Here is a 23579-nt window from a genome sequence, read left to right as displayed (position 1 = left end):
AAGCAAGTGGTATATTGAAACTTGGATAAAGGAAAAGAGCCCACAGACTTATATAACGTTAGGCTCTTTCCTACCTCTTCAAGATTAATAATTAATCAAGATTAATAGTATATGAGTAACTGCCCATGCCATCGTATACAGTATCAATATAGCGAATTCCATTACAAGAAGCATTAACAACTGGATGATTCATTAATGGACCGTCTTTAATATCAAGAACACACCAATTATCTGAGTCATAAGCAACAGTAACATGAGCATAACCAGAACGACAGGCAAAGCTGTCTAAAATCTCAAAACTACGTGGTCCAATTATATGAAGCATCACATCAGCATCATTAAACCCGCTAACCACATAGATACCAGGATGGGACGTATCGCTTAAACGGAAATAATCTTTATATCCACACCAAGATTTATCTGCATGAGCATTCATCATCATTAAGCTGGTTGTTGCCAGTAGAATCCATTTTTTCATTTCAGAACACCTTTTTTATTATTTATTATTTAGAGCCGATGGCGATTATAGGGAAGTATTGGCTCAAAAACAATCACTCTGCTGCAATTCTTGCTGGCGAGCGTAAATAGGTTGGCTGAGCAAACCAAATCATGGCCAGCAGGAATATGAAAATCCAGGCTGCCAGTCTGAAAATGCAAGCATAAAGGCTTGATTGATGATCGAAGCATACAGAACCCCGAATGCCTTGAGTCCCGATATTCCCAATGAATGAAGCTGATCGAGTGATTGGTTTACTAAAGGATTATATGCAAATCTGCTCTACCAAATGGCTTTGATGCAATGCCTCTCTATGATTCCATAAAGTGACACTGATGGAGGTGCCGAAACTACTGCCAAAATTCGACAAAAGTTGACAAGGCCCGATGCGCTCGCTAGTCGATCTGGAGTGAGATCATTCAAAATGAGCGCAATTAATGGGGTAAAATAAAGCACAATTTATATCTTTTCACTGGCAAAGAATCAAATACTGCATCAATATTTTTAAAAAAAACATTAAGTATATTATCAGTTAAAAATCATTGATTAATTTCTAAGTTCTAAAAATATGGTCTAAAATAATAAACAGAAGAAATCATATTAAAAATAAAAATAGGGGGAAAAAGATGAACATTCTGAAAAAAATAATGATAATTGGCGTTTGTCTTGCAACACTTGGAGCATTAAGTTCTTGTGGTACTGTTCATGGTTTTGGCAAAGACGTATCCCATGTGGGTAAAGATATCCAAAGAGCAGCACGATAATTTCTTTCGACTCCCCCTCGGGGGAGTTCTACCTGTTTTAAAAAGCATCATTTTACGGAGCAATTCTGAAGTTTAATCCTTGGAGAACTTTTTCTATGAGGCGTTATAGAAAGGATAGGATTTCAGGTAGTGCTTGGATTCTACGGTTTTTCGAACCAAGCTCTTTTTTTATAAACGGCTGCCATTGCCATTTAGGAATATCATAATTTTGCGAATGAAATAGTTCATTTAGATGACGGATTAATGCCTCCTTATCGGATAAATCAGGGGTGATTTGAATTGTAAATTGATCTAAAGCTTGTTGTTGGATGGTGTAATCTTCGAAATCAAAAGCAAAAGATGCCATTTTCTGGCGGATGATATCGGCAAAGAGGGGGAATACTTTATCCTTCTGGGTAGCATAACAAATATCACCTTCTCGGCCTTCAATACTTGCTAACCGGGTAAATACACCATTTGATTGCTCTTCAATAAGTACGTCATCTAAACGATAGCGAATAATGGGTTGAGTGGTTCGCATTAAATCCGTAATTACCGGTACAAAGCGTTTTTCATCCAACCATTCTTTTTCAATAATTAAATATTCTTCATTCATCAATAAATGATTACTATTTTTGTCACTAATGGCCAATAATCCTTCGGTGCACTGATAGACTTGCGAGACCTGGCAATTAAAAGCACTACTGATAAGTGCTTCATCACGTTGTTCCAAAACTTCAGCTACAGCAAATATTTTTTCAGGGGTAATGGATAAATGTTGTTTTTCCTTTACTAAAGCCAGTAATACGGAGCTGGGTGCTGATACTATGGTAGGTTGTATTTCATTTAGACGATCGATATGAGTTTCGAAATTTTCGAGTAAATCAAAAAAATGAAATTGAATCTTTTTGCTCTTGCTGAGGGTAGTATAGAGTTTACTATTTGCCCTAAGAAAAAAAGCAATGCGCTCCTTTCTTTTTAAGCCTTGGGGCAAGGCCTTAGCCAATAGAATACCCGCCCAGGCATCCCTCTCTTTTTTATCGACAAGAAATAAACCGCGATTTCCTGAAGTCCCAGAAGAAAGTCCAACGGCAACACCATCGATTAAGAGAGAAAAATCCCGAGTAGTTTCTGCGTTTAAAGCCAATGCCAATGCTTGGTCTTTCTTTATATTCCTTGTATTTATTTCATCAAAATGCTCCATCATTATTTTTTTATTAATGATGGGCCATTCATTAAAAGGTTTATCCAAATAGGGTTGATAAAAAGGAGATTTATATAAGGTTGTTTTAATGAGCTTTTTAAATTGCTTTTGCTGATAAGCCAACAGTTGGGCTCGTAATTTAAATCGCTTTCGCAGAGAGTGGGTCTTAAAATAATAATATAAAAGCCTAAGTATCATGTTAGATTCCCTGCAAGGCGCTCGCGTAGGTGCGGACAATGAGAAGGAATTATATCCATTCCATTATTATTTTTAAAAAGTTGGTGTAATTTATGGATGGTTTGTTGGTATGCTTCCTTATTATCGTGGATTAAGTAAGTAAGATTACTTGGAAAAATCAATTCTTTAAAGGTTTCTTGATGCCAACAACTGTCTGCAATAAAAAAAGTTTCTTGCGTTGCTTTAAGGTATAAACCTATTTGTCCCTTAGCATGTCCGGGTAAGGGGATGGCAATGAGCTGTTCATCATTAAAGAGATCAAATCCAGTTGTGAAGGGTAATAAGCCAGGATGCAGCTCGACCTCGTCTTTTAATAAAACCAGACGTTCATAAAAGTCTTTAGGTAGTAATCCAGGTAAGAATCCCTGTATTAATGCTTTTATCCCTTTTTTATGATGGATATCGTTTATTGCATCAGGATGACAAAAAAATTGTGCATTTGGAAAATCTATTAACCCACCAATATGGTCTGCATGGAAATGTGAGATCACAATCCCTTTAATCTCTGAAGCATTGATATTATTTTCCGCTAATTGTTCCTTCAGTGATTTTTTTAATCGTACTGGCGTTAAATGTCTGTAAAGGGAAAAAGGAAATTTTTGGGTTAATTTGTAAAATCGGTCACTGTACCCCGTATCGAATAAAATATACCCTTGTGTTGGATGTTTGATTAGAGCACATAAAGCAGGGTATTCCTTTAGTTTCCAAGGAGCATTCTTTAAGGTCATTCGCGCACAATGTTTGCAAAAACCAACTTCAAATAATTGATACTCTATCATAATCTTTGATACCACTCTGTAAAATGCTCAATTCCTTGATTAATGGTAATCTTGGCGTGATAACCTAAGTCCTTTTGGGCGGCTTCAATATTTAATGTTTGTCCCATACATAAAACAGCTGCACTGTATCGAGTTAAACGTGGTTCATTTTGAATAAAGGGTAAACTATAGAGTTGTTCCATACATGTAGCATATATTTTTGCAATAGGGTAAGGGATAAATTTGGGTATGAATGGCTTTTGTAAAGCTCTAAAGAGTTCAGATAAAATGGTTATTAACGTTCGCGGTTCATCATTAGTTATATTATATTTGTTACCGCAAAATTGCTGCTTTGCTTGTGCAGCTAAAATCAAACTTTCTACCACATTTTCAACATAAGTAATGTCAATCACATTGGTTCCCTTTCCAATAATAGGCAGGACCCCTTTTTTTTCGTTTTGAAGGATACGCGGTAAAATGGAACGATCATAAGGACCAAAAATTGCACGTGGACGTATCGTAATCACATTAAGCCTTTTTTCTTGAAAGGCCTTATCTATGAGCGCTTCAGCCAGTAATTTGGTTTGTATATAATAGTTGGCTGGTTTTGTAGGTAAGGGTGCATCTTCTTTAATATTATGTTGTTCTGTGAAATTAAAATAAATACTGGGCGATGAAACATGAACTAACCGCGTATTTGGGGACGTTGCTTCAATTATATGTTGCGTGCCTAACACATTGGCATTATAAAAATCTTTGTAACGACCCCAGGGACTAGAAAGAGCCGCACAATGAAAAATAGTGCAAGCATTTTGGGTTATTTTTTTTAACTTTTCTCGATTAAGCAAATCGACCGTTATAAATTGGGCACCAGATTGCGCAATGATTTTGCCAAGCCGCTCATTGCGTCCTAAGGCAATTACCTCATGCCCATCTTGAATCAATCGTTGAGTCAAATTCAACCCGAGACAGCCCGTTGCTCCTGTCACAACACAAACCATATTAGTACTCCAAGATGATCCCGCCAGCTGCTAGGCCTGCTCCAGTCCCCATTAGTAACACTAATTGCCCACGCTGTAATTTTTTGCTATGTATTAAAGAATATAGTGCAGTTGGTATGGATGCTGCAATTTGATTTCCATGATAGGGATAAATAGAAACGAATTTTTCAGGGGGAATGTTTAATCTTTTCTGCACGTGATGCATCGCGAGCAGACTTGCCTGGTGCGGGACAAACCAATCAATATCATTCATATTAAGATTGGTTTTTTTAAAAAGATTTTCCATGAGATTTTCTAATAATTTGGAAGCTAATTTAAATACTTTTTTACCTTCCATATAAAATAGACTTTGTTCGATATGCTGGAGGGGATTTTTAGCAGGTAAACGCGTTCCCCCGGCCTCTAATTGACAAAACGTAGAACCAAGACTATGCGTTTCAAGATGTGATGAGAGGATTCGATTAGTTCCATTGCTTTTTTCAAGAACACAGGCAGCGGCGCCATCGCCGAAAATGGTACAGGTTTCCATATCTTGCCAATTCAACCCTGCCGAAGCAATATCACTAGAAATAATTAGAATACGTTTGTATCGATCCCCCTCGATTAAATACGATGCGATATCAAGAGCACTAATAAAACTTAAACACGTACTATTTACATCAAAACAGGCTGTTCCAGATTGCTCTAATCCCAATTGTTTTTGGATTAATGCTGCAGTACAAGGAATTGCTTGTTCACCTACGCCGCAGGCACTGATGATGGCATCAATATCGGTTAATGGAATATTTGCTTGCTCGATGGCAATTAATGCTGCTTGTGCTCCCATATAAGAAGTTGTCTCATCGGGTGAAGCAAAGTACCGCGAAATTAGCCCCGATTTTTTTTGTACACTACCTGGGGGTAAATTAAGTTGTACATCTAATTCTGTAGAAAGAACTTTGTTTCTGGGTAAATAACATCCCATCCCTGTGATTTTTACAGCAGGCATATTTTAATTCCTTCATTACTCCACTTATGGGATTTTGAAGAGAGACCAATAAAGTGACTCACATTATACGTTATGATTATTTTTTATTCAAATGAATTAGCAATTCTATTCACTAAAACTGTCAACCCACACGGATCCATGATAAATTAATAAATATTCATTGGATGCTTGGCAAAGGATTGTGGTTAGTGTTTGATTTGAGACGACATATAAAAGTTTTTATACTGATTTCATTAAGTACAGTATTGCAAACTTCTTGTATGGTTGGTCCTAATTTTCATACACCAAAACCACCAAAGGTCCAAAAATATACCGAAAAGCCCTTACCCAAAAAAACTGTAAGTACTTCTGGTGCAGGGGGCCAAGCACAAACATTTCTTACCAATAAAGATATTCCTATTCTATGGTGGGAACTTTATCATTCACCTGAGATTAATCATTTAATTCATATGGGACTAACGAATAGTCCCAATTTAGCTTCCGCTTCAGCAGCTTTGCGGGAAGCCCAGGAAAATCTTAAAGTTCAAATTGGCAATTCAATGTGGCCGTCAATAGATGCATCTCAGATGGTACAAAGGCAGCGATATTCGGGGGTGCAAATTGGTATTCCAGGTGACAGTCTTACGTTTAATCTGGTTTATACTTCATTTAATTTATCCTACACCCTAGATGTTTTTGGGGGGGCCCGTCGTCAAATTGAAGCATTAAAAGCTCAGGTTGATTACCAGCAATTTCAAGTAATTGCTACTTATTTGACCCTGACTTCTAATATCGTTACCACTGCAGTAGCAGTTGCATCCTACCAAGCACAAATTGAAGCAACAGTTGATTTGATCAAAGCAGAACAGGGGCTTCTTAATGTTTTAAATAACCAGTATCGTTTAGGTGCTGTTTCCAGAGAAAATGTATTGACCCAAGAAACATTACTGGAACAAACAAAAGCAACTTTGCCCCCACTCCAAAAAAGCTTATCCCAGGCCAAACATGCTTTATCTACCCTCGTAGGCACTTTCCCAGAGGTTACTTTACCCATGGTTCGGTTGGACCGTTTAAAATTACCTACAGAGTTGCCTGTAAGCTTGCCTTCAAATCTTGTTCGTCAGCGTCCTGATGTGCGTGCCTCTGAAGCATTACTCCATCAAGCTTGTGCTCAAATTGGAGTGGCAACAGCCAATCTATTCCCGCAATTTACCATTAGCGCTAATGAGGGATGGCTTAATACCTCATTTTCACGTCTTTTTACTAAAAAAAATGAGGTCTGGGCTCTAACGGGCCAGGTAATGCAACCCCTGTTTCATGGTGGCGCTTTATGGGCGCAACGACGTTCCGCAATTGCTGCGTATCAACAAACTGCAGCCCAGTACAAACAAACGATATTACAAGCTTTTCAAAATGTAGCGGATGTTTTAAGAGGGATAGAAACTGATGCGCGTACTTTACAAGCACAGATAAAGGCTGAAAATGCAGCGCGCGCCGCTTTAAATCTTACTTTAAAACAATATCGTTTAGGTGGCGTTAGTTACATTAATCTATTAAACGCACAACAGCAGTACCAACAGACGCGGATTAGTCGTATTCAAGCCCAGGCTGTGCGTTATAGTGATACAGCCGCCTTATTCCAGGCTTTAGGTGGGGGCTGGTGGCATAAACCTTGGTGTGTCAAAGAGTGTCTATGATGAAAGAATTTTTTTTGAAAAAACAAATGATCATTATGTTGATTTCCGTGGGGGTTCTTTTTGGGCTGATTTTTGGCTGGAAGGCGTTTGGTAATTACATGAGAAATCAATTTTTTCTGCAAATGAAATCCCCTCCAGTTACAGTGTCTACGATGAAAGTTGAGCCCTCATTGTGGCAGCCCGCCTTGAAGGCAGTGGGAAGTATACGAGCTCGTCTTGGTGTGAATGTCACTACAGAACTTGCAGGTATGGTACAAACGATTTATTTCACTCCAGGGTCAACGGTCAAAGAAGGCACAGTTTTGGTACAATTGAATGCGGGTACTGAACTGGGATTATTGCACTCATTACAGGCACAAGTTGAATTGGCAAAAATTACCTATAAACGCGATAAGGCTCAATATAATGTGCATGCAGTAAGTAAACAAACCGTAGATGCTGACGAGTGGAATCTGAAGAATTTACAGGCACAAGTTGCACAACAAACCGCTACAGTGGAAAAAAAGACAATACGTGCTCCTTTTTCTGGTCAATTAGGTATTAATAACATAAACCCAGGACAATATCTTAATGTAGGGGATGCAGTAACTACACTGCAGTCCTTAGATCCAATTTATGTGGATTTTTATTTACCCCAACAAGTCTTAGGGAAATTAGAAGTTGGACAAACAGTCAAAGTGGTGACTGATACATTTCCGGATAAAATTTTCCAAGGAAAAATTACTACCATCGAGCCTATTGTAGATAGTGCTACGCGGAATGTTCGGGTAGAGGCGACACTCCCTAATCCTGATTTGAAATTGAAACCGGGTATGTTTACTCGAGTCGAGGTTCTCACCGGTGAAAAACAAAACTATCTCACCTTACCGCAATCGGCGATTACCTTTAATCCTTATGGGGATATTGTGTTTCTGGTCAAAGACAGTGGTAAAAAAGACAAAAATAATCAACCAATTCTTGTTGTAAAACAAATTTTCGTGACTGTGGGAGACACCCGAGGGGATCAGATTGCCATTTTAAAAGGGTTACATCCAGGAGATGTTGTTGTGACCAGTGGCCAATTAAAGCTTAAGAACGGCAGCCAAATCATCATAAACAATAAAATACAGCCAAGTAATGAAGCATCCCCAAAGGTGCGTGAAAAATAACGGGAATAAAAAATAATGAGTTATCTAGCTTACGTTCAACCAGACGAACGATGAACTAAGAGAAGAAAAATAATCTAAGGATTGTAAGAATGCGGTTTACGGATATTTTTATTAAAAGACCTGTACTGGCTACAGTGATCAGTTTGATGCTTTTAGCAATGGGCTTACGCTCTATTAATTCATTGCCTATTATGCAGTATCCATTTACCCAAAATGCCATTGTCACGGTAACTACAGCCTATACTGGAGCTGACCCTGATGTGATTGCTGGTTTTATCACTACTCCATTAGAGAACTCTATTGCCCAAGCTAATGGTATTGATTATATGACCTCTGTTAGTTCTCCGAGCACCAGCACGATTACAGTAAATCTTTTATTGAATTATGACCCTCTAAAAGCGTTGTCCGATATCACTACCAAAGTGAATGCAGTATTGAATCAGCTTCCTAAAAATTCACAGCAACCAGTGATTACTGTGTCGGTGGGGCAAACCATTGATTCTATGTATATAGGGTTTTACAGTGATGAATTACCAATCAATAAAATTACCGATTATTTAATTCGTGTGGTGCAACCTAAACTCCAGGCAGTTAATGGCGTACAAAATGCAGCAATTCTGGGGGATCAAACTTTTGCTTTGCGTGCCTGGCTGGATCCGGTAAAGTTGGCCGGCTATGGCATTTCTGCTGCTGAAGTCGGTACGGCTCTTGCTAATAATGATTTTATTTCCGCAGTAGGTCGAACTGATGGCCAAATGTTCGTTCAAAACCTAACTGCGAGTACTGATTTAAATGATGTCAATCAATTCAAGAAGATGGTGATTAAAGCTCAAAATGGAGCAATCATTCGTTTGGAAGATGTGGCCAAAGTGGACCTAGGGGCACAAAATTATAATTCGTCGGTCAGCTTTGATGGGAGGACAGCAGTATACATTGGTATCGTGGTGGCACCCTCAGCAAACCTTTTAACCGTAATTGATGATATTAAAAAAGTATTTCCGATAATTCAGGAGCAATTACCACAAGGATTACAAGGAAAAATCGTATACGATGCAAGTTTATTCGTTAATTCCTCTATCCATGAAGTCATCTTGTCTTTATTAGAAGCATTTTTTATCGTCACTGTGGTTATTTTTATCTTTCTTGGTTCGATTCGGTCCGTTGTAATTCCAATGGTTACTATTCCCTTATCCCTAATTGGTGCCTTTTGGATTATGCTCATTCTGGGGTATTCAATTAACCTGCTCACTTTATTAGCTTTAGTACTTGCAATAGGCTTGGTAGTTGATGATGCGATTATTGTGGTAGAAAACGTGCAACGTCATATCGAGGAAGGAAAAACAAGGTATAAGGCGGCTTTATTGGGAGCACGAGAATTAGCAAATCCAATTATTGCAATTACAGTAGTTTTAATTGCAGTTTATTTGCCGGTAGGATTTATGGGTGGGTTGACAGGCGCTTTATTCACAGAGTTTGCGTTTTCACTGGCAGGCGCAGTTACTATTTCTGCTGTAATTGCATTAACTTTATCTCCAATGATGTGTTCTAAATTTCTTAAAATAGGAGACGGGAATACTAAAGGGCGCTTGATGACTTACATTGATAATCTCTTCAGAAAACTTGAGAAATCTTATGAGCGATTTTTATCAGCCACATTAAATCATCTTCCAGTAGTTATTGTCTTTGCAGTGATCATTCTTTTCAGTAATTATTTTCTTTTTATTACTTCGGATTCTGAGTTGGCGCCACAAGAAGATTTGGGAATTATCATTGCTCAGGTTACGGCTTCGGCCAATTCATCGTTAGCCCAAACACAGCTTTATGCCAATGCGGTAAATGAAATTTTTAAAAAATATCCTGAAACGGATCATGTTTTTCAAGTCGATGGATTTCAAGGTCTAAATACCTCCATTATTGGGATGGTTTTGAAACCTTGGGAACAACGTCAACGAACATCAAATCAGATACAGCCATTAGTACAACAAGAGCTCGATAAAATTACCGGTGCTAAAGTGGCTGCATTTCAACTTCCTTCATTACCAGGGGGAGGAAGCGGACTTCCAATTCAATTTGTTATAAATACGACTGAAAGCTTCGATAAGTTAAACGAGGTTCTACAACAAATTTTGGAGAAAGCTTATGCTTCAGGTATTTTTGCTTACATTAATCCGGATCTTAAAATCGATCAACTTCAAACAAAGATTAAATTAGATCGCGATAAAATTTCCCAGTTTGGTTTAACCATGCAAGACATTGGGAATGTGTTCGGGGCGGCGCTCAGTGAGGGATATATAAACTATTTTAATTATACAGGCCGTTCCTATCAAGTGATTCCACAAGTGATGAGGGACAATCGTTTAAATGCGGATCAAATATTAAATTATTATATTAAAACTGCCTCAGGAGACTCAATCCCGCTCTCTACTGTGGCCAGTTTGCAACGTCAAATTGTCCCTGAATCGTTAAATCATTTCCAACAACTCAATTCAGCAACAATTTCAGCCGTGGCTTTTCCCGGTGTATCAATGGGTAAGGCATTGGAAACTTTTGTAAATATTGCCAAAGAGGTTTTACCGCAGGGATATTACATAGATTATGCATCTCAATCACGACAATTTATTCAAGAAGGATCTAATCTGATCATCACTTTTTTCTTCGCGCTTATTATTATCTTTTTATCATTAGCCGCTTTATTTGAAAGTTTCCGTGATCCATTTATTGTTTTGATTAGTGTGCCCATGTCGATATGTGGGGCGATGATTTTTGTGAGTTTAGGAATAGGGGAAGCGAGCCTTAATATTTATAGCGAAGTGGGTTTGGTTACCTTAATTGGCCTTATCAGTAAGCATGGAATTTTAATTGTACAATTTGCCAATGATTTACAAGCCAATGGACAAAGAAAATTAGATGCGATTAAAGCGGCTGCGACAATACGTTTGCGTCCTATCCTAATGACCACCTCGGCCATGGTTTTGGGAGTCATTCCTTTAATTTTTGCTACAGGTGCTGGTGCTGCAAGCCGATATAACATTGGTTTAGTTATCGCAATGGGTATATCCATTGGTACTTTGTTTACTCTTTTTGTGGTTCCTTCAATGTATCTTTGGTTGGCAGAGGATCATTCAAAAAAAGTTTCAGTTGAACATTTAGATGAGGAAGAATCTTTAGGATGATGATTCCAGTAAAAAAGTAATTTGCAAGTGAGATTAGGGAGGGTTAACTGGCATAGCGGGTGCTTCATATCGTTTTGCTTCAATTTCTTTAGTGGTTTGTGATGAAGAAAATAACCCAAAACGCTTAGTCAATTCTGCGATTTCAGGAGGCCTTTTTACAGCATCATTGATCTGGTTAAGAAGTTTCTGTCGGGTTGGAGTATATAAATGTAATGCTTCCAAAAGTGAGATCAGACACATTTTTAAGTAGGTAAAACTAAAGGTATTAGCATGTTGATGGGACAGGATAACTCGTTCAAAATTAGGATCTTTAACTACTTGAGAACTTATTTGTCGTAAACGCTCAGGAATTTCTAAGTTGGTATTCGTAGCGATTTTATTTAAATCATTAATACGTTTTGATTTTTGATTTAAAGTCTCTTTACTTTCAAATAAAGAGTTACCCTTTTTAATCGCAATCCGGGACTCTTTGAAATAAATTTTAAATTGAGCCAAAGCCACGAGTACTTCATCAAGCTGATAATAGTCCACACAGTACTTTTTCTCAAATTTATTGATTTCAGTTCGCAACAATTTTTTGATGCTTAGCTCAATATCTTCAGCAGTTTTTGACTGAGTAATGATTTCGGTTTTTAGTTTAAGTAAATAAGCTTTCAGTTCTTCCCTGTATTCCGTATCAGTATATTGTAAGCCAATCTGATCGTTGCACATCGCTTCTAGGTTTTTATTAAACGTTTCTGTAGTATATTGTTCAATAAAAGTCAGTTTCTCATCTTTCTGGATTGGAACTAAACTCTGAAGATAAATTAATTTCTCATTTAAGGTATCCAATCGCATTTGATGTGTTGCTTTTAGACCTAGATAATAATGATGGCTTGCAACAATTAACGCCTCGACTTCGGTAAAATGAGGGTCATAAGCTTTTAGTCCGAAATTACATAGTTCATCAATTTTATGATCTTCTGGATATTGGCTTGGCTCAATTTCAACCTTCTTATCCAACTTTAGTTTGGTCAGTTTTGGGAGTGCTTTTTTATAAGCAGCATGCAACTCAATTTTTGCTTTATCCAAATCTTCTTTAGAAATGTATGGCGCATTCAGATCAAAGGCTTCGAATGTGGCAGTAACTACACGGTACCAATGATATAGGTTTTCTATATCTTGGTATTCTTTATCTATTTTTTTAAGAAATTTTGTTACGTTGGTGATCTTTTTTCTTGTTATGTTAGTCCTTTGGTTCAGCGGTTCTTCATCACACACTAAAGCTATACGTGTTTTGGATTTTAAATCCATTGGATGTAACAGGCCCTTAAAGAATTCATTAGTAATTTGTCTTAATGGACCTGATAGTGTTCCTGGAGCGAGTCCTAATTGGTCTTCCCAAAGATCTGCTTCAAGAAGCATTGGGGTAATTACTGTAGATTGTATCTTCTCTAGATTATCCATAATTCCATCGTGAGAAGTACTGGTAAATTCATTGAGTTTGGTAGTAAGTTCCTGGTACAGGTAAATCATACGAGGAGTTTGCAGGAACAGTTTAAAATATGAGTTGGAATTATTGATGAGACCTTCTATAAATGAAGTTGCTTTTCTGGCTCGTAGATGAAGTTCATTAAGTTCTTCGGTGGTTAAGAAATTGGTATTTTTTAAAGCACGAATATGCTTTGGGCTAATATAAAAGGCATTTAAAACATACCAGAGGGGATTGTATTGTACAGTTGTTGACCCATAGGGTACCTGCTCGGGATTAACCTGGTAGGCATCAGAGTGCTCTTGGAACGTTGCATAAAGATCTTGTGCTTTAGCAAGTAAATCACGAGCTATAAATCCTAAATGCGGATCAGCAGCTAATCGCTTGGATGACTTAATGATTTCGTTGAGATGGCGGTAAGCTTTTAATAAATAATAAACATACCGGCTTTTAGCACTTTGATTATTTAATTTTTCTAATTCAAGAACAATTCCTTCTAAATGGAATAAACTGTTAAATATGTCTTTTAAAGCACAAACTTGTCGGCTTTGAGCTAATCTCTTGTTTTTATCCTCCATCTCCGGAAAGGGCAATGAAGAAGGGGGAAAAACAGTTTCCATCGCTTGATTCAATATCCCGGTGGGGGAAATATCCATGACCTTCGGTTTTGATTTTTCGGAAGTATGAGGGGTTAATGCATCTCGCATTGCTGTATTAAATATTTGAGTTACCCCAAGCAGGGATAGTCTAAATTCATGAATGCACTTGGAGTAGTTAGTATGCTGAATGACGTAGTGTTCTCTACCTGTTTTGGGGGCAGGTTTAAGTTCTGCTATATTGTTTTCGAGAGTAAATTTTTTCTGTGCTAAATTATAAAACCATTGGGTTTTTTGGTTCCATTTATTAGTGATTCCTGCAAAGAATTCTTGAAATTGCATATCGAAATCCAAGAACATTCTAACAGATGGTGCTTTCTTCATAGCGACCTTTTTATTCGATAAGATTGCAATCAAATACTTATCAAACTTAAGAACGTCCTTTTTCATTTCAGGAGGTGCGGCACAAATAAAGAAGGGTTGGAAAATGTTATATAAATTACGGCATTGATCGATTACTTTGGGATCAAGACGATTTAGGAGTAACATATTTCCTTTAATCTGTGGCTTCGTACGGATTTCTTTTCTAAGCAGAGTGATAAATTGAATATAAGCATTTTGAACTACCAGGAATTTGGTGTGCTTATTTCGATACCATTGATAGACTTCAAGCGCCTGGTCCGCACTGAGTTGCTCAGGATTTTGCAGTAAATTATCGCCATCAACAGTTTTAAAATGCAGTTTTTCATCTTCAGCACGTTTGCTCCTCAGAGCGGTTGATTCTTTTTCTTCAAGAAATCTTCCTTTTGCAAAATCATAATATAATTGATTTTTATCTTGCCATTTAGCAAAAACATCTTGGACGTGCTTGTCTAATTGTAGAAATAAAGACGGAGGGGGAGCTTCTAAAATTTCTACGGGTTTATTTGCTAGTAAAGCAGTTAAGAAATTCTCAAAACTTTGAGCGGATTCTCGAAGATGTGGTGGAATGGCAAATTTGAAAAACGGTTGGAAGATTGCATATAACTCCCGACACTGCTCTTTATCGCTCTCATCCAGGCTTGTTAATAATAAGTTATTACCGTAAAGTTGTGGTTTTTCCTCGATCTGTTTTTTTATTATCTGAGCAAAACGAGAGTATGCTGTCAGGATTTTTTGAAACTCATTTTTGTTGAACCATTCGAAATTAATATGATCGAAGAAGGTTTGAATATTTTTATCGAGTCCTAGAAAAAGTTCCGTAGATGGAATATCTTTGACTGGCTGTTTTGCAAATAAAGCCGTTAAATAGCGGTCAAGATTTTTTGCCGATCGTTTAACTTCAGAAGTGATAATTGAACTTAAATAAGGTTGAAATACTTTCTTTTTTTCTGTGTCATTAAATTCAGGCAGAATGATTGAAGTTAAGTAAGGTTGAAATACTTTAAATAACTGTTGGCATTCTGCTTTTAAGTTATCATTTAATAAGCTTAAATCTAGAGTTTTTTCATAGCATTCAGGCTTTGCTTTTATTTGTTGTTTAATGATGTGTGCAAAACGCAAATAAGCATCCTGGACTCGTTGAAACTCTGCTTTTGAGAGCCTGGATTTCTTATCCTTTTCTTGTTCGACCTGTAATGGTATTGATTCATCGAGAGAATATACATTTGTTTTTTCTCTAAAAGGGAATAAAGCTAAATTCGCTTTCTTAAGTACTGAATCAACTAAGTCTTTATTTAAATTAATATGAAAGAGTTGGCTGTTTTCATCTTTAGTAATTAAATCGGTCAACGCGTCTTTTTTTGCCAAAACAAAACTTACATGGTCTGCTGGAAGTTGTCTTCTTACAAAACGTAAAGGCTTTCCTATATATGAGGACCACTCTTCTTTTTCAGGTCCTGTGAGTTTCGAGATTATGAGTTCATTTAAATCAATATCGAGTTGATTCATATAAGGTTTAAGAAGCTTATAGTGTTTTATAAGGACTTGCTTTACCTCAGGAGGGAGTTGGTATAAACGAAGGTTTTGATAAGCAGGATTATTTAGCAGTTCAAAAAAACTCTTACAGGCATCCTGGGCTTTTTGAATTTTGTATAAGGCTTTGTTGGCTTTATCAATCCTTTTATAGACCATTTCCAATCTTAATTCGATAAATCGATAATCTTCTATCTCAAGTAACTCTTCTCCTTTGGTTTTAAAATCAATTGCTTTCTTAGGGAGATAAAGAAGTTGTTCATAAAGAACTTTGACTTTTTCCATTAAAGGAACAGACAAAGTTCCTGGCTTAAGCATGGTATTGTCTTCAATTTTATCAACCAAACTAAATAAACCAGGTAATACGTTGTATTTAAGTTGGGCTAATTTATCACGCAGAACGTCTTGGGAAGATTCACTGAGTTCGCCTATTTGTTCTAACGAGCTCATAGATAAAGTAATTACATTGCGAATGATATGAATGTAATTTAAAAATTTAAGTGAAACAAAGATGCTGTTTCCCTTTAAATTTTCAATCTCATTTAATAGATTAAGTGCTGCATTTTGTAATTCGTCCAGTTTTTCTTTATTTAGTTTTTCTTCGGATTCTTTAATTTCAGAGGAAAATTGTTTTATGTAGTTGGTTAATGTATCGATATAGCTCGGCAACACTGCACTGAATTGAGCAAGGAAGTTATAATCTACATCCCCCCCGGCTGGACGCATTTGATCTACAGCAATTCCTGCCACGGTCCCTGCTTTGTACGCTAACGGCAAGGGATCGAGTGCTTTTACGATTGATTTGTTCTCGTGAGCATATTTTTCTGCAAAAACTTGTATTTGACTGAATAAAGGCAGAATAATTGAAAGTTCTTCCTGAAACATATCTCTTAGGTCAACATCTAAATGAGTGAGTAAGTAACTGGCTTCATAAGCCAGATCTACTGTTTTACCGTAGAGTAATTTCAGATCCGTAAAACTTCGTTTTACGTCTCTGACATCGATATTTTCCAAATCTAAAAAAGTCAGGCGTCCATAATGAAGAGCGTTGATTAGTTTCTTAATTTGGGAAATATTATCCGGATCAAGAGAATAATTAGTCAAGGGAGCCCACTTCGTATGGCCTCTTCTCGAAGTCGCTGACAGTACTCGCGCTCTTAAAGTATCCAGGGTAAAAGGAAGCGTATGATTTCTTTTTGATGTAATGTTAAGAATTTCAGGCATAAAAGGCTCTAGATCTTTAGGGGTAAAATTTGAGCCTAAATTAATTTTTAATTCTTCTTTTTTAATTACATCAACTATTAATTTACCAGTGGGGTCTATGACCGTATATTCAAGACCCGTTGCAACCATGCGGACATAAAAAAAACCTGCTTGCGGTTTTACCACCCTGCTCATGGGAGCGATGGTGTATTTAAGAGGGGATGGCGCATCCAGTTCTTCCAAAACAGCATCTTTGATGGTTTGGTTGTCTGGAGTGAGAACTGAATAAGCAATTTTTCCTTTGAGTTCTCTAATATATAACTTTCCGGGTTCTAATACGGTTTCATCGGACATGAAACAAAGTTCGTAGCGAGGAAAATAAGGAATTATTCGAGGACTAACATGCTTGCTGTAGAGAATTTCAAAAATTTTAGTGTCAATTTGTTCCAGTACCTTAGAAATCTGGTTTTGTTTGAATGACTCTAATAATTTTACATATTCTTCAAATATCATTACAGATAGCCTAATGAATTCATAAAGTATTGACTGTTAGTATATAAATCGAAACTAATAATATCACAGTTTGGTAATATTTTCGTCTGTTCTGGGAGATAAATCAATGATTACTTGTGTCCTTACTATTAAAAAAAAACAGATTAATTAGGGACGTACTTTTAATGACAATTCTAAAACAAATTCTGCAACAGACTCTTTAAGGTCAGGGAAATCTGTATAGGCTTTAATCTGAATGGGCTGAGTAATACGTGCTCCCGTTTGTTTCGCTTCTTCTATCATGGCTTTGACTTTTGCCCCTTCACGACAAATAAAATAGACATCCGATTCTGGACGATGTAAAAATTGTGCTTGAAATGATTTAAAAACAAGAGAAACTTTAAGCTGTTTTTGCGCCGCATGATAAAAACCATGTAAACCCCCAGCTAAGTCAGCCCCGACACACAGTGCACCAAAGTACATTGAATTTAAATGGTTACGACTCCGTCGATTTAAAGGCAAGCAAATAATAATTTCATTATCGGTCAATTGGAGTAACCGGGGTTTTAAATAACCGATCATGCGAACTTTAAAATGGCTAAATTTCCAGAGAAACAGTTTAAAACGAGTTAATAGCTTCATGGATTGTCCTTTTTAATCATATCCATGCTCTGGATGAGTAAACGCCCACCTCCATCGGGTTGAGGATTGGCTTCAATCACTATTAACGAAAATGAAATTGTAACTTTTAATTCAGGAATTGAAACAACTTCATTAACGCGCCAAAAATGGACTCCCAGAGCCATACCTTGTTCTACGACGTAAGGTTCTGTAATAAAAATAGGATGAAGTGTAAGTTGGTTCTCGCGAATGACATCCAAATAATTGCCTAAGAAATTGGATAACGCATCCCAGGCATTGGCAGTATAATTTTTACGTAACTCTGAATCATTACTTGCTTGATAGGTGTAATCTAGGGATAAAGTATTCAATAGGATTTGTTTGACCCATTGACTAATTGCCTCCTTATTTTGTGCATAAAGAGTCAAGGGCGATATGAAAAGTATGAGCCATAATAAGATCCTTGGCAAAAGAGCTTCCATATTTAAAATCCTTTTTTAAAATGAAGAACTTAAATTTTTTTATTGTAGTATAATCTGTAAATAAAAAATGTGTACTAAAAAATTGCGGTTTTTGATGCTGTACACGCCTTTTTGACGTATAATTGTATAGTTTGTAACCGAAAAATTTAAAACTAAACCATAACTTTTTTAAACCAAATTACCGAGTTTTATGCATACTATCACCATACGTGGTGCAAGAACCCACAACTTAAAAAACCTCGACTTGGATTTACCTCGTGATAAATTAATTGTAATTACGGGTTTATCAGGTTCCGGGAAATCCTCTTTAGCTTTTGATACCTTATATGCAGAAGGGCAACGTCGTTATGTTGAGTCTTTATCTGCTTATGCACGTCAATTTTTGTCTATGATGGAGAAGCCCGATGTCGATTCGATAGAGGGCTTATCACCGGCGATTTCCATTGAGCAAAAAGCCACTTCCCATAACCCTCGTTCTACAGTAGGAACTATTACCGAAATATATGATTATTTGCGGCTACTCTACGCTCGGGTGGGGGAGCCCCGTTGTCCGACGCATCATGTTAGTCTGCATGCACAAACCATTAGCCAAATGGTCGATCATGTTTTGGCTTTACCCACTGACAGTAAAGTAATGATTTTGGCTCCAGTAGTGCGTGAGCGAAAGGGTGAGCAGGTTCAGCTGTTACAACAATTGCAAGCTCAAGGTTATGTACGTGCTCGTATTGATGGAGAATTATATGAGTTGGACTCCCCTCCTAAGCTGGGTTTACGCACGAAACATACGATTGAAGTTGTAATAGATCGTTTTAAGGTGAGGCCCGATATCGCTCAGCGCTTAAGTGAATCCTTTGAAAATGCGTTAAATTTAGCAGAAGGCCTCGCCATAGTGGCTTCAATGGATAATCAATTTGATGATCTTGTTTTTTCTTCTAAATTTGCATGTCCTGAATGTGGATACAGTCTCAGTGAGTTAGAACCTAGACTTTTTTCATTTAATAATCCAGTGGGTGCTTGCCCTGCATGTGATGGATTAGGGGTTGATCAGTTTTTTGATCCGGAACGGGTTGTGCACGATCAAACGGCCAGTTTGGCTGAAGGTGCTATACGCGGCTGGGATAAAAAAACGACTTATTATTTCTCAATGCTTGAGTCGCTGGCTGGGCATTATCGTTTTGATGTCCAAACTGCATTTTGTGATTTGTCCGAAGAGATTCGCCAGATTGTTTTGTATGGTAGTGGACGCGAGGTGATAGATTTTCATTATCATCGTCCTAATGGGGGATATACCGTAAAACGGCACTCTTTTGAAGGGATTATTCCTAATATGCAACGTCGTTATCGTGAATCTGAGTCAGGAATGATACGTGAGGAGCTTGCAAAGTATTTATCTTCTCGTCCATGCCAGAGTTGCCATGGTGCACGATTACGTGAAGAAGCACGGCATGTATTTATTGATGATAAAAATCTGTCCGAAATTACGGCGTATTCGATCGAAAAAGCTTATGCATTTTTTAAAGATCTGCGGATGACAGGATATAAAGGTGAAATTGCGGCCAAAATTAATAAAGAAATTGTGGAGCGATTAGGATTCCTGGTCAATGTCGGCTTGGATTACCTTTCATTAGCTCGCAGTGCTGAAACCTTATCCGGGGGAGAGGCGCAACGCATTCGTTTAGCCAGCCAGATTGGTTCTGGATTGGTTGGGGTCATGTATATTTTGGACGAACCTTCAATTGGATTGCACCAAAGAGATAATGACCGATTATTAAAGACCCTAATGCACCTACGAAATCTTGGAAACACGGTTATTGTGGTCGAGCATGATGAGGATGCAATTCGCAGTGCTGATTTTGTCTTGGATATAGGTCCAGGGGCTGGGGTACATGGTGGTGAAATTGTTGCAAGGGGTACACCGCAAGAAATTATGGAAGCACCAGCGTCCTTAACGGGTCAATATTTATCTGGAAAGCAATCCATTGCAATTCCTACTACACGCTTGCCCGTTAACTCCGAAAAAATGATTCATCTCAAAGGAGTGGTTTGCAACAACTTAGTTGATGTCGATGTTAGTATTCCCTTAGGGTTACTTACATGTATTACCGGAGTTTCAGGATCGGGAAAATCAAGTCTGATAAATGATACTTTATATCCGAGTGCGGCCAATCTGTTAAATAGAGCAAGTTTATTTACTCCAGGATCAGCCAAAGAAATTTTGGGTTTGAATTTATGCGATAAAGTAATTGATATTGACCAAAGTCCGATTGGGAGGACCCCGCGTTCTAATCCAGCTACGTATACAGGTATCTTTACTCATATTCGGGAGTTATTTGCAGCAACTCCGGAATCTCGAGCAAGAGGGTATCAGCCCGGACGATTTAGTTTTAACGTTCGCGGTGGGCGTTGTGAAGCGTGTCAGGGAGATGGTTTGATTAAAGTTGAAATGCACTTTTTACCTGATATTTATGTATCATGCGATGTGTGCAAGGGAAAACGTTATAATCGAGAAACTCTGGATATTCAGTATAAAGGCAAAAACATTCATGAAGTCTTAGAAATGACTGTTGAGGATGCAAGTCAATTTTTTGCAGCCATTCCTGTATTGGCCAGAAAGTGTCAGACCTTGATGGATGTTGGTTTGTCCTATATTAAATTGGGACAAAGTGCTACCACACTTTCTGGTGGTGAAGCTCAGAGAATTAAATTATCTCGGGAATTGTCGAAACGGGATACTGGAAGTACCCTCTATATCCTTGATGAACCGACTACCGGATTACATTTTCACGATACCAAGCAGTTATTAGCTGTATTATTTCGTTTACGGGAGCAAGGGAATACGGTGGTGATTATTGAGCATAATCTTGATGTGATTAAAACTGCAGATTGGATTATTGATCTTGGACCTGAGGGAGGAAGCAAAGGGGGCCGCATTGTGGCAACTGGAACACCTGAGCAAGTTGCAGCATGTGAACGTTCTTATACAGGACAATTTTTGAAGCCTATTTTGGATGCGCGATGATGGGACAGCTTGAGGTCATGGGTTCACAATGTTGGGTTTATTTAAATAATGATATAAATAAAAGCTAGCAGGTAAGAGAAAGGCCCAAGTAATTCCTACAAAAAAATAAAAGGGATAACTTTTTTCGATCACAACGATATTACAGGTTTCGCCAATTTTATAAGCAAAAGGCATCATAAAAAGAATGAGTAGGAACCAAATGAGATAGTAACGAGTGAATTTTTCATTAAGAATAATAAGATTTAATCCAAAACTTAACCAAATACAAATCATCCATGGGGCTGTAAAATAAAAGCTAAAGGGATTTGCTTTAAAGTAAATATAATTTTGATGCAGCCAAATGGTATCCGTCAGTGAGCCAATGACTCCGATAAGAAGTGCAAAATAAAGAGCATTTAAATAAGGTAATCGATTAATTGATTGCCAGGCGATTTGCACCGCAATAATCAGAAGACCAATTATTGTTCCGAGCAATACATTATTTTGTGCTGCAAAATAGAAACAAGCTATCCAACACAGATAATATGCTAAGAAGTGGACACACCATCCAATTTGACTTTTATTCATTAACTTTACTCGTATGTTTTGGCTTTGCAAAAAATTACTCAGTCATTTCACTATTTTTTTTGGTGTTTTCGATATATAACTAAATTGTAGAAAATTTTACATAGGATGAAAAATGAGTACATTTTTGATTGCCCTTATTATTATTGTAGTACTTTTATTCTTATGGGCTATTAGTGTTTATAACACCTTAATTCACTTAATCGAGGCGATTAATAACGATAAAAAGCAAATAGATATCCAGTTGGACCGCCGATTTAAAGTTTTTGAATCGCTCATTGAAGCGGTAAAGAAATATATGGATTACGAAAAAACTACATTAAAGGATGTAGTTGCTTTACGTAATCAGGCGCAAGCTGCTAAAGCTGTGGGAGATGAAGAGGGCCGTATTGCTGCGGAAAATCAAATTTCTCAAATTGCATCTGGGCTCAATGTGGTATTTGAAAATTACCCTGATCTGAAAGCAAGTCAAAATGTCATGCAATTGCAGGAAGAAATTGTTAATACTGAAAATAAATTAGCATATTCCAAGCAGGCTTATAATGATGGCATAGAGCGTTATAATGCTAAAAAGAAATCCTTCTTTGAATCCATGGTGGTATCTTTTTTTCCTTCCGCTCTAGATAAAGATTTTGTTTATTGGGGACTTCCTGAAGAGCAGATTCAAGCTAAAGAAGACTATACCGTAAAATTTTGAGTCTAGAATATGGAACTTGAAGACTATCATGGTGGCGTAGGGAATTGGCGCGAACAAATACGGTTGAATCAACGTAAAACCTATGGAGTTATTACTTTTTTTGTTGCAATTTTTTTTGGTGTGGGCTTCATTGCTGATTTATTTATTTTGCAATCTACATATCCCCAAGTGACTTTGCAGCAATGCTTTAACGCGTTGATCCATCTGCGCGTGATTCCCTATGCCACTCTTATAATGGTTGGTATTGCCGTGGTGTCATTATTAATAACTTATGCATTTTATGATCGAATTATGTTATTAGGTACGGAATATCATGAAATTACCCCACAAACTGCCCGGGATTTACGAGAACAACAACTGTATAATGTAGTTGAAGAAATGAAAGTTGCTGCAGGTTTGCAGTACATGCCTAAAGTTTTTATTATCGAAGCGGATTATATGAATGCTTTCGCGAGCGGGTATAGTGAACGATCAGCAATGGTTGCCATTACTCGCGGTTTAATGGAAAAACTGGACAGGGCAGAATTACAAGCAGTAATGGCCCATGAACTAAGTCACATTCGTCACTATGATATTAAATTAACGCTAACCGTTGCAATTTTGAGTAATATTCTTTTGATCGTAATAGATATCCTATTTTATTCCGCAGTCTTTAAGCGTGATGGTAAACGGGAGGACAACCGTTTATTAATGGTGATTATAATTCTTCGTTATGTGTTACCGTTACTTACTATTTTATTAACTCTATTCTTAAGTCGAACCCGTGAATATATGGCTGATGCGGGCTGTGTGGAGTTAATGCGGGATAACGAACCTTTAGCCCGGGCATTGCTGAAAATTAATGATGATCATCAACAACACGCTGAACAATATTCAGCGGAATATGGGAATACACCCCATGAGCAGGTGAGGCAGGCTTCCTATCTTTTTGATCCATCCGATATTGATCCTGTGAAATCGTTAAGTAATGCTTTTGCAACCCACCCTTCAGTGGAACAACGTTTACAGGCTTTGGGTTTTAAGCGTAAATAAAAGGGACGAGCATCAACTAAAAATC

General features: G+C 37.4%; 16 protein-coding genes. 7 read left to right on the top strand and 9 right to left on the bottom strand.

Annotated elements, in window-relative coordinates:
* Positions 1-91: 91 nt before the first annotated feature.
* Positions 92-478: a hypothetical protein gene (locus tag HBNCFIEN_RS13655; RefSeq protein WP_182391620.1), complete on the bottom strand. Its 387-nt coding sequence runs from the start codon at positions 476-478 to the stop codon at positions 92-94.
* 644 nt (positions 479-1122) lie between these two features.
* On the opposite strand from HBNCFIEN_RS13655, the gene HBNCFIEN_RS13650 reads away from it, so the two are divergent.
* Positions 1123-1260, top strand: coding sequence for an entericidin A/B family lipoprotein (locus HBNCFIEN_RS13650; protein ID WP_182391619.1), 138 nt, complete (start codon positions 1123-1125; stop codon positions 1258-1260).
* Positions 1261-1363: 103 nt separating this feature from the next.
* Here HBNCFIEN_RS13650 and HBNCFIEN_RS13645 read toward each other — a convergent pair whose 3' ends face one another.
* The 4 genes from HBNCFIEN_RS13645 to HBNCFIEN_RS13630 are packed head-to-tail and all read right to left on the bottom strand — an operon-like array spanning position 1364 to position 5427.
* Positions 1364-2641 (bottom strand): F390 synthetase-related protein, encoded by a 1278-nt coding sequence (locus HBNCFIEN_RS13645; protein WP_182391618.1) that lies wholly within the window; start codon positions 2639-2641, stop codon positions 1364-1366.
* Complete coding sequence (locus HBNCFIEN_RS13640; RefSeq protein WP_182391617.1) at positions 2638-3459, bottom strand: MBL fold metallo-hydrolase; 822 nt, start codon at positions 3457-3459, stop codon at positions 2638-2640. The genes HBNCFIEN_RS13645 and HBNCFIEN_RS13640 overlap by 4 nt, the downstream gene beginning before the upstream one ends.
* Entirely contained in the window at positions 3456-4439 is a 984-nt protein-coding gene (locus HBNCFIEN_RS13635; protein WP_182391616.1) for an NAD(P)-dependent oxidoreductase, read from the bottom strand. Before HBNCFIEN_RS13635 ends, HBNCFIEN_RS13640 begins: the two co-directional genes overlap by 4 nt.
* 1 nt (position 4440) lies before the next feature.
* Complete coding sequence (locus HBNCFIEN_RS13630; RefSeq protein ID WP_182391615.1) at positions 4441-5427, bottom strand: beta-ketoacyl-ACP synthase III; 987 nt, start codon at positions 5425-5427, stop codon at positions 4441-4443.
* 188 nt (positions 5428-5615) lie between these two features.
* Here HBNCFIEN_RS13630 and HBNCFIEN_RS13625 point away from each other — a divergent pair, with 188 nt between their 5' ends.
* The 3 genes from HBNCFIEN_RS13625 (at position 5616) to HBNCFIEN_RS13615 (ending at position 11424) form a co-directional block, all read left to right on the top strand.
* The gene (locus HBNCFIEN_RS13625; RefSeq protein WP_182391614.1) at positions 5616-7103 is read left to right on the top strand and encodes an efflux transporter outer membrane subunit; all 1488 of its coding nucleotides are present in this window, start codon (positions 5616-5618) and stop codon (positions 7101-7103) included.
* Positions 7103-8251, top strand: a complete 1149-nt coding sequence (locus HBNCFIEN_RS13620) for an efflux RND transporter periplasmic adaptor subunit (RefSeq protein ID WP_182393708.1) — start codon at positions 7103-7105, stop codon at positions 8249-8251. The genes HBNCFIEN_RS13625 and HBNCFIEN_RS13620 overlap by 1 nt, the downstream gene beginning before the upstream one ends.
* An 89-nt stretch (positions 8252-8340) precedes the next feature.
* Positions 8341-11424, top strand: a complete 3084-nt coding sequence (locus tag HBNCFIEN_RS13615) for an efflux RND transporter permease subunit (RefSeq protein ID WP_182391613.1) — start codon at positions 8341-8343, stop codon at positions 11422-11424.
* Positions 11425-11457: 33 nt separating this feature from the next.
* Here HBNCFIEN_RS13615 and HBNCFIEN_RS13610 read toward each other — a convergent pair whose 3' ends face one another.
* From HBNCFIEN_RS13610 to HBNCFIEN_RS13600, 3 genes are all read right to left on the bottom strand, one after another.
* The gene (locus HBNCFIEN_RS13610; RefSeq protein WP_182391612.1) at positions 11458-17160 is read right to left on the bottom strand and encodes an SdhA; all 5703 of its coding nucleotides are present in this window, start codon (positions 17158-17160) and stop codon (positions 11458-11460) included.
* A 147-nt stretch (positions 17161-17307) separates the two neighbouring features.
* The gene (locus HBNCFIEN_RS13605) at positions 17308-17781 is read right to left on the bottom strand and encodes a DUF4442 domain-containing protein (RefSeq protein WP_182391611.1); all 474 of its coding nucleotides are present in this window, start codon (positions 17779-17781) and stop codon (positions 17308-17310) included.
* The gene (locus tag HBNCFIEN_RS13600; protein ID WP_182391610.1) at positions 17778-18242 is read right to left on the bottom strand and encodes a DotI/IcmL/TraM family protein; all 465 of its coding nucleotides are present in this window, start codon (positions 18240-18242) and stop codon (positions 17778-17780) included. The genes HBNCFIEN_RS13605 and HBNCFIEN_RS13600 overlap by 4 nt, the downstream gene beginning before the upstream one ends.
* Before the next feature lie 190 nt (positions 18243-18432).
* Between HBNCFIEN_RS13600 and uvrA the strand changes: the two genes are divergently transcribed.
* Complete coding sequence (gene uvrA / locus HBNCFIEN_RS13595; RefSeq protein WP_182391609.1) at positions 18433-21261, top strand: excinuclease ABC subunit UvrA; 2829 nt, start codon at positions 18433-18435, stop codon at positions 21259-21261.
* A 15-nt stretch (positions 21262-21276) separates the two neighbouring features.
* Here the strand turns inward: uvrA and HBNCFIEN_RS13590 are convergent, their stop codons facing one another.
* Complete coding sequence (locus tag HBNCFIEN_RS13590; RefSeq protein WP_182391608.1) at positions 21277-21828, bottom strand: DUF2878 family protein; 552 nt, start codon at positions 21826-21828, stop codon at positions 21277-21279.
* A gap of 112 nt (positions 21829-21940) precedes the next feature.
* On the opposite strand from HBNCFIEN_RS13590, the gene HBNCFIEN_RS13585 reads away from it, so the two are divergent.
* Both HBNCFIEN_RS13585 and htpX read left to right on the top strand, forming a co-directional pair.
* Positions 21941-22522, top strand: coding sequence for a LemA family protein (locus HBNCFIEN_RS13585; protein ID WP_182391607.1), 582 nt, complete (start codon positions 21941-21943; stop codon positions 22520-22522).
* A gap of 9 nt (positions 22523-22531) precedes the next feature.
* The gene (htpX, locus tag HBNCFIEN_RS13580) at positions 22532-23554 is read left to right on the top strand and encodes a zinc metalloprotease HtpX (RefSeq protein ID WP_182391606.1); all 1023 of its coding nucleotides are present in this window, start codon (positions 22532-22534) and stop codon (positions 23552-23554) included.
* Positions 23555-23579: the final 25 nt, after the last annotated feature.

Origin of the sequence: Legionella sp. PC997, from assembly GCF_014109825.1 — a bacterium.
GTDB lineage: Bacteria > Pseudomonadota > Gammaproteobacteria > Legionellales > Legionellaceae > Legionella.
Note: the sequence above shows the minus strand (reverse complement) of the source record. Positions and strands in the feature narration are given on the sequence as shown.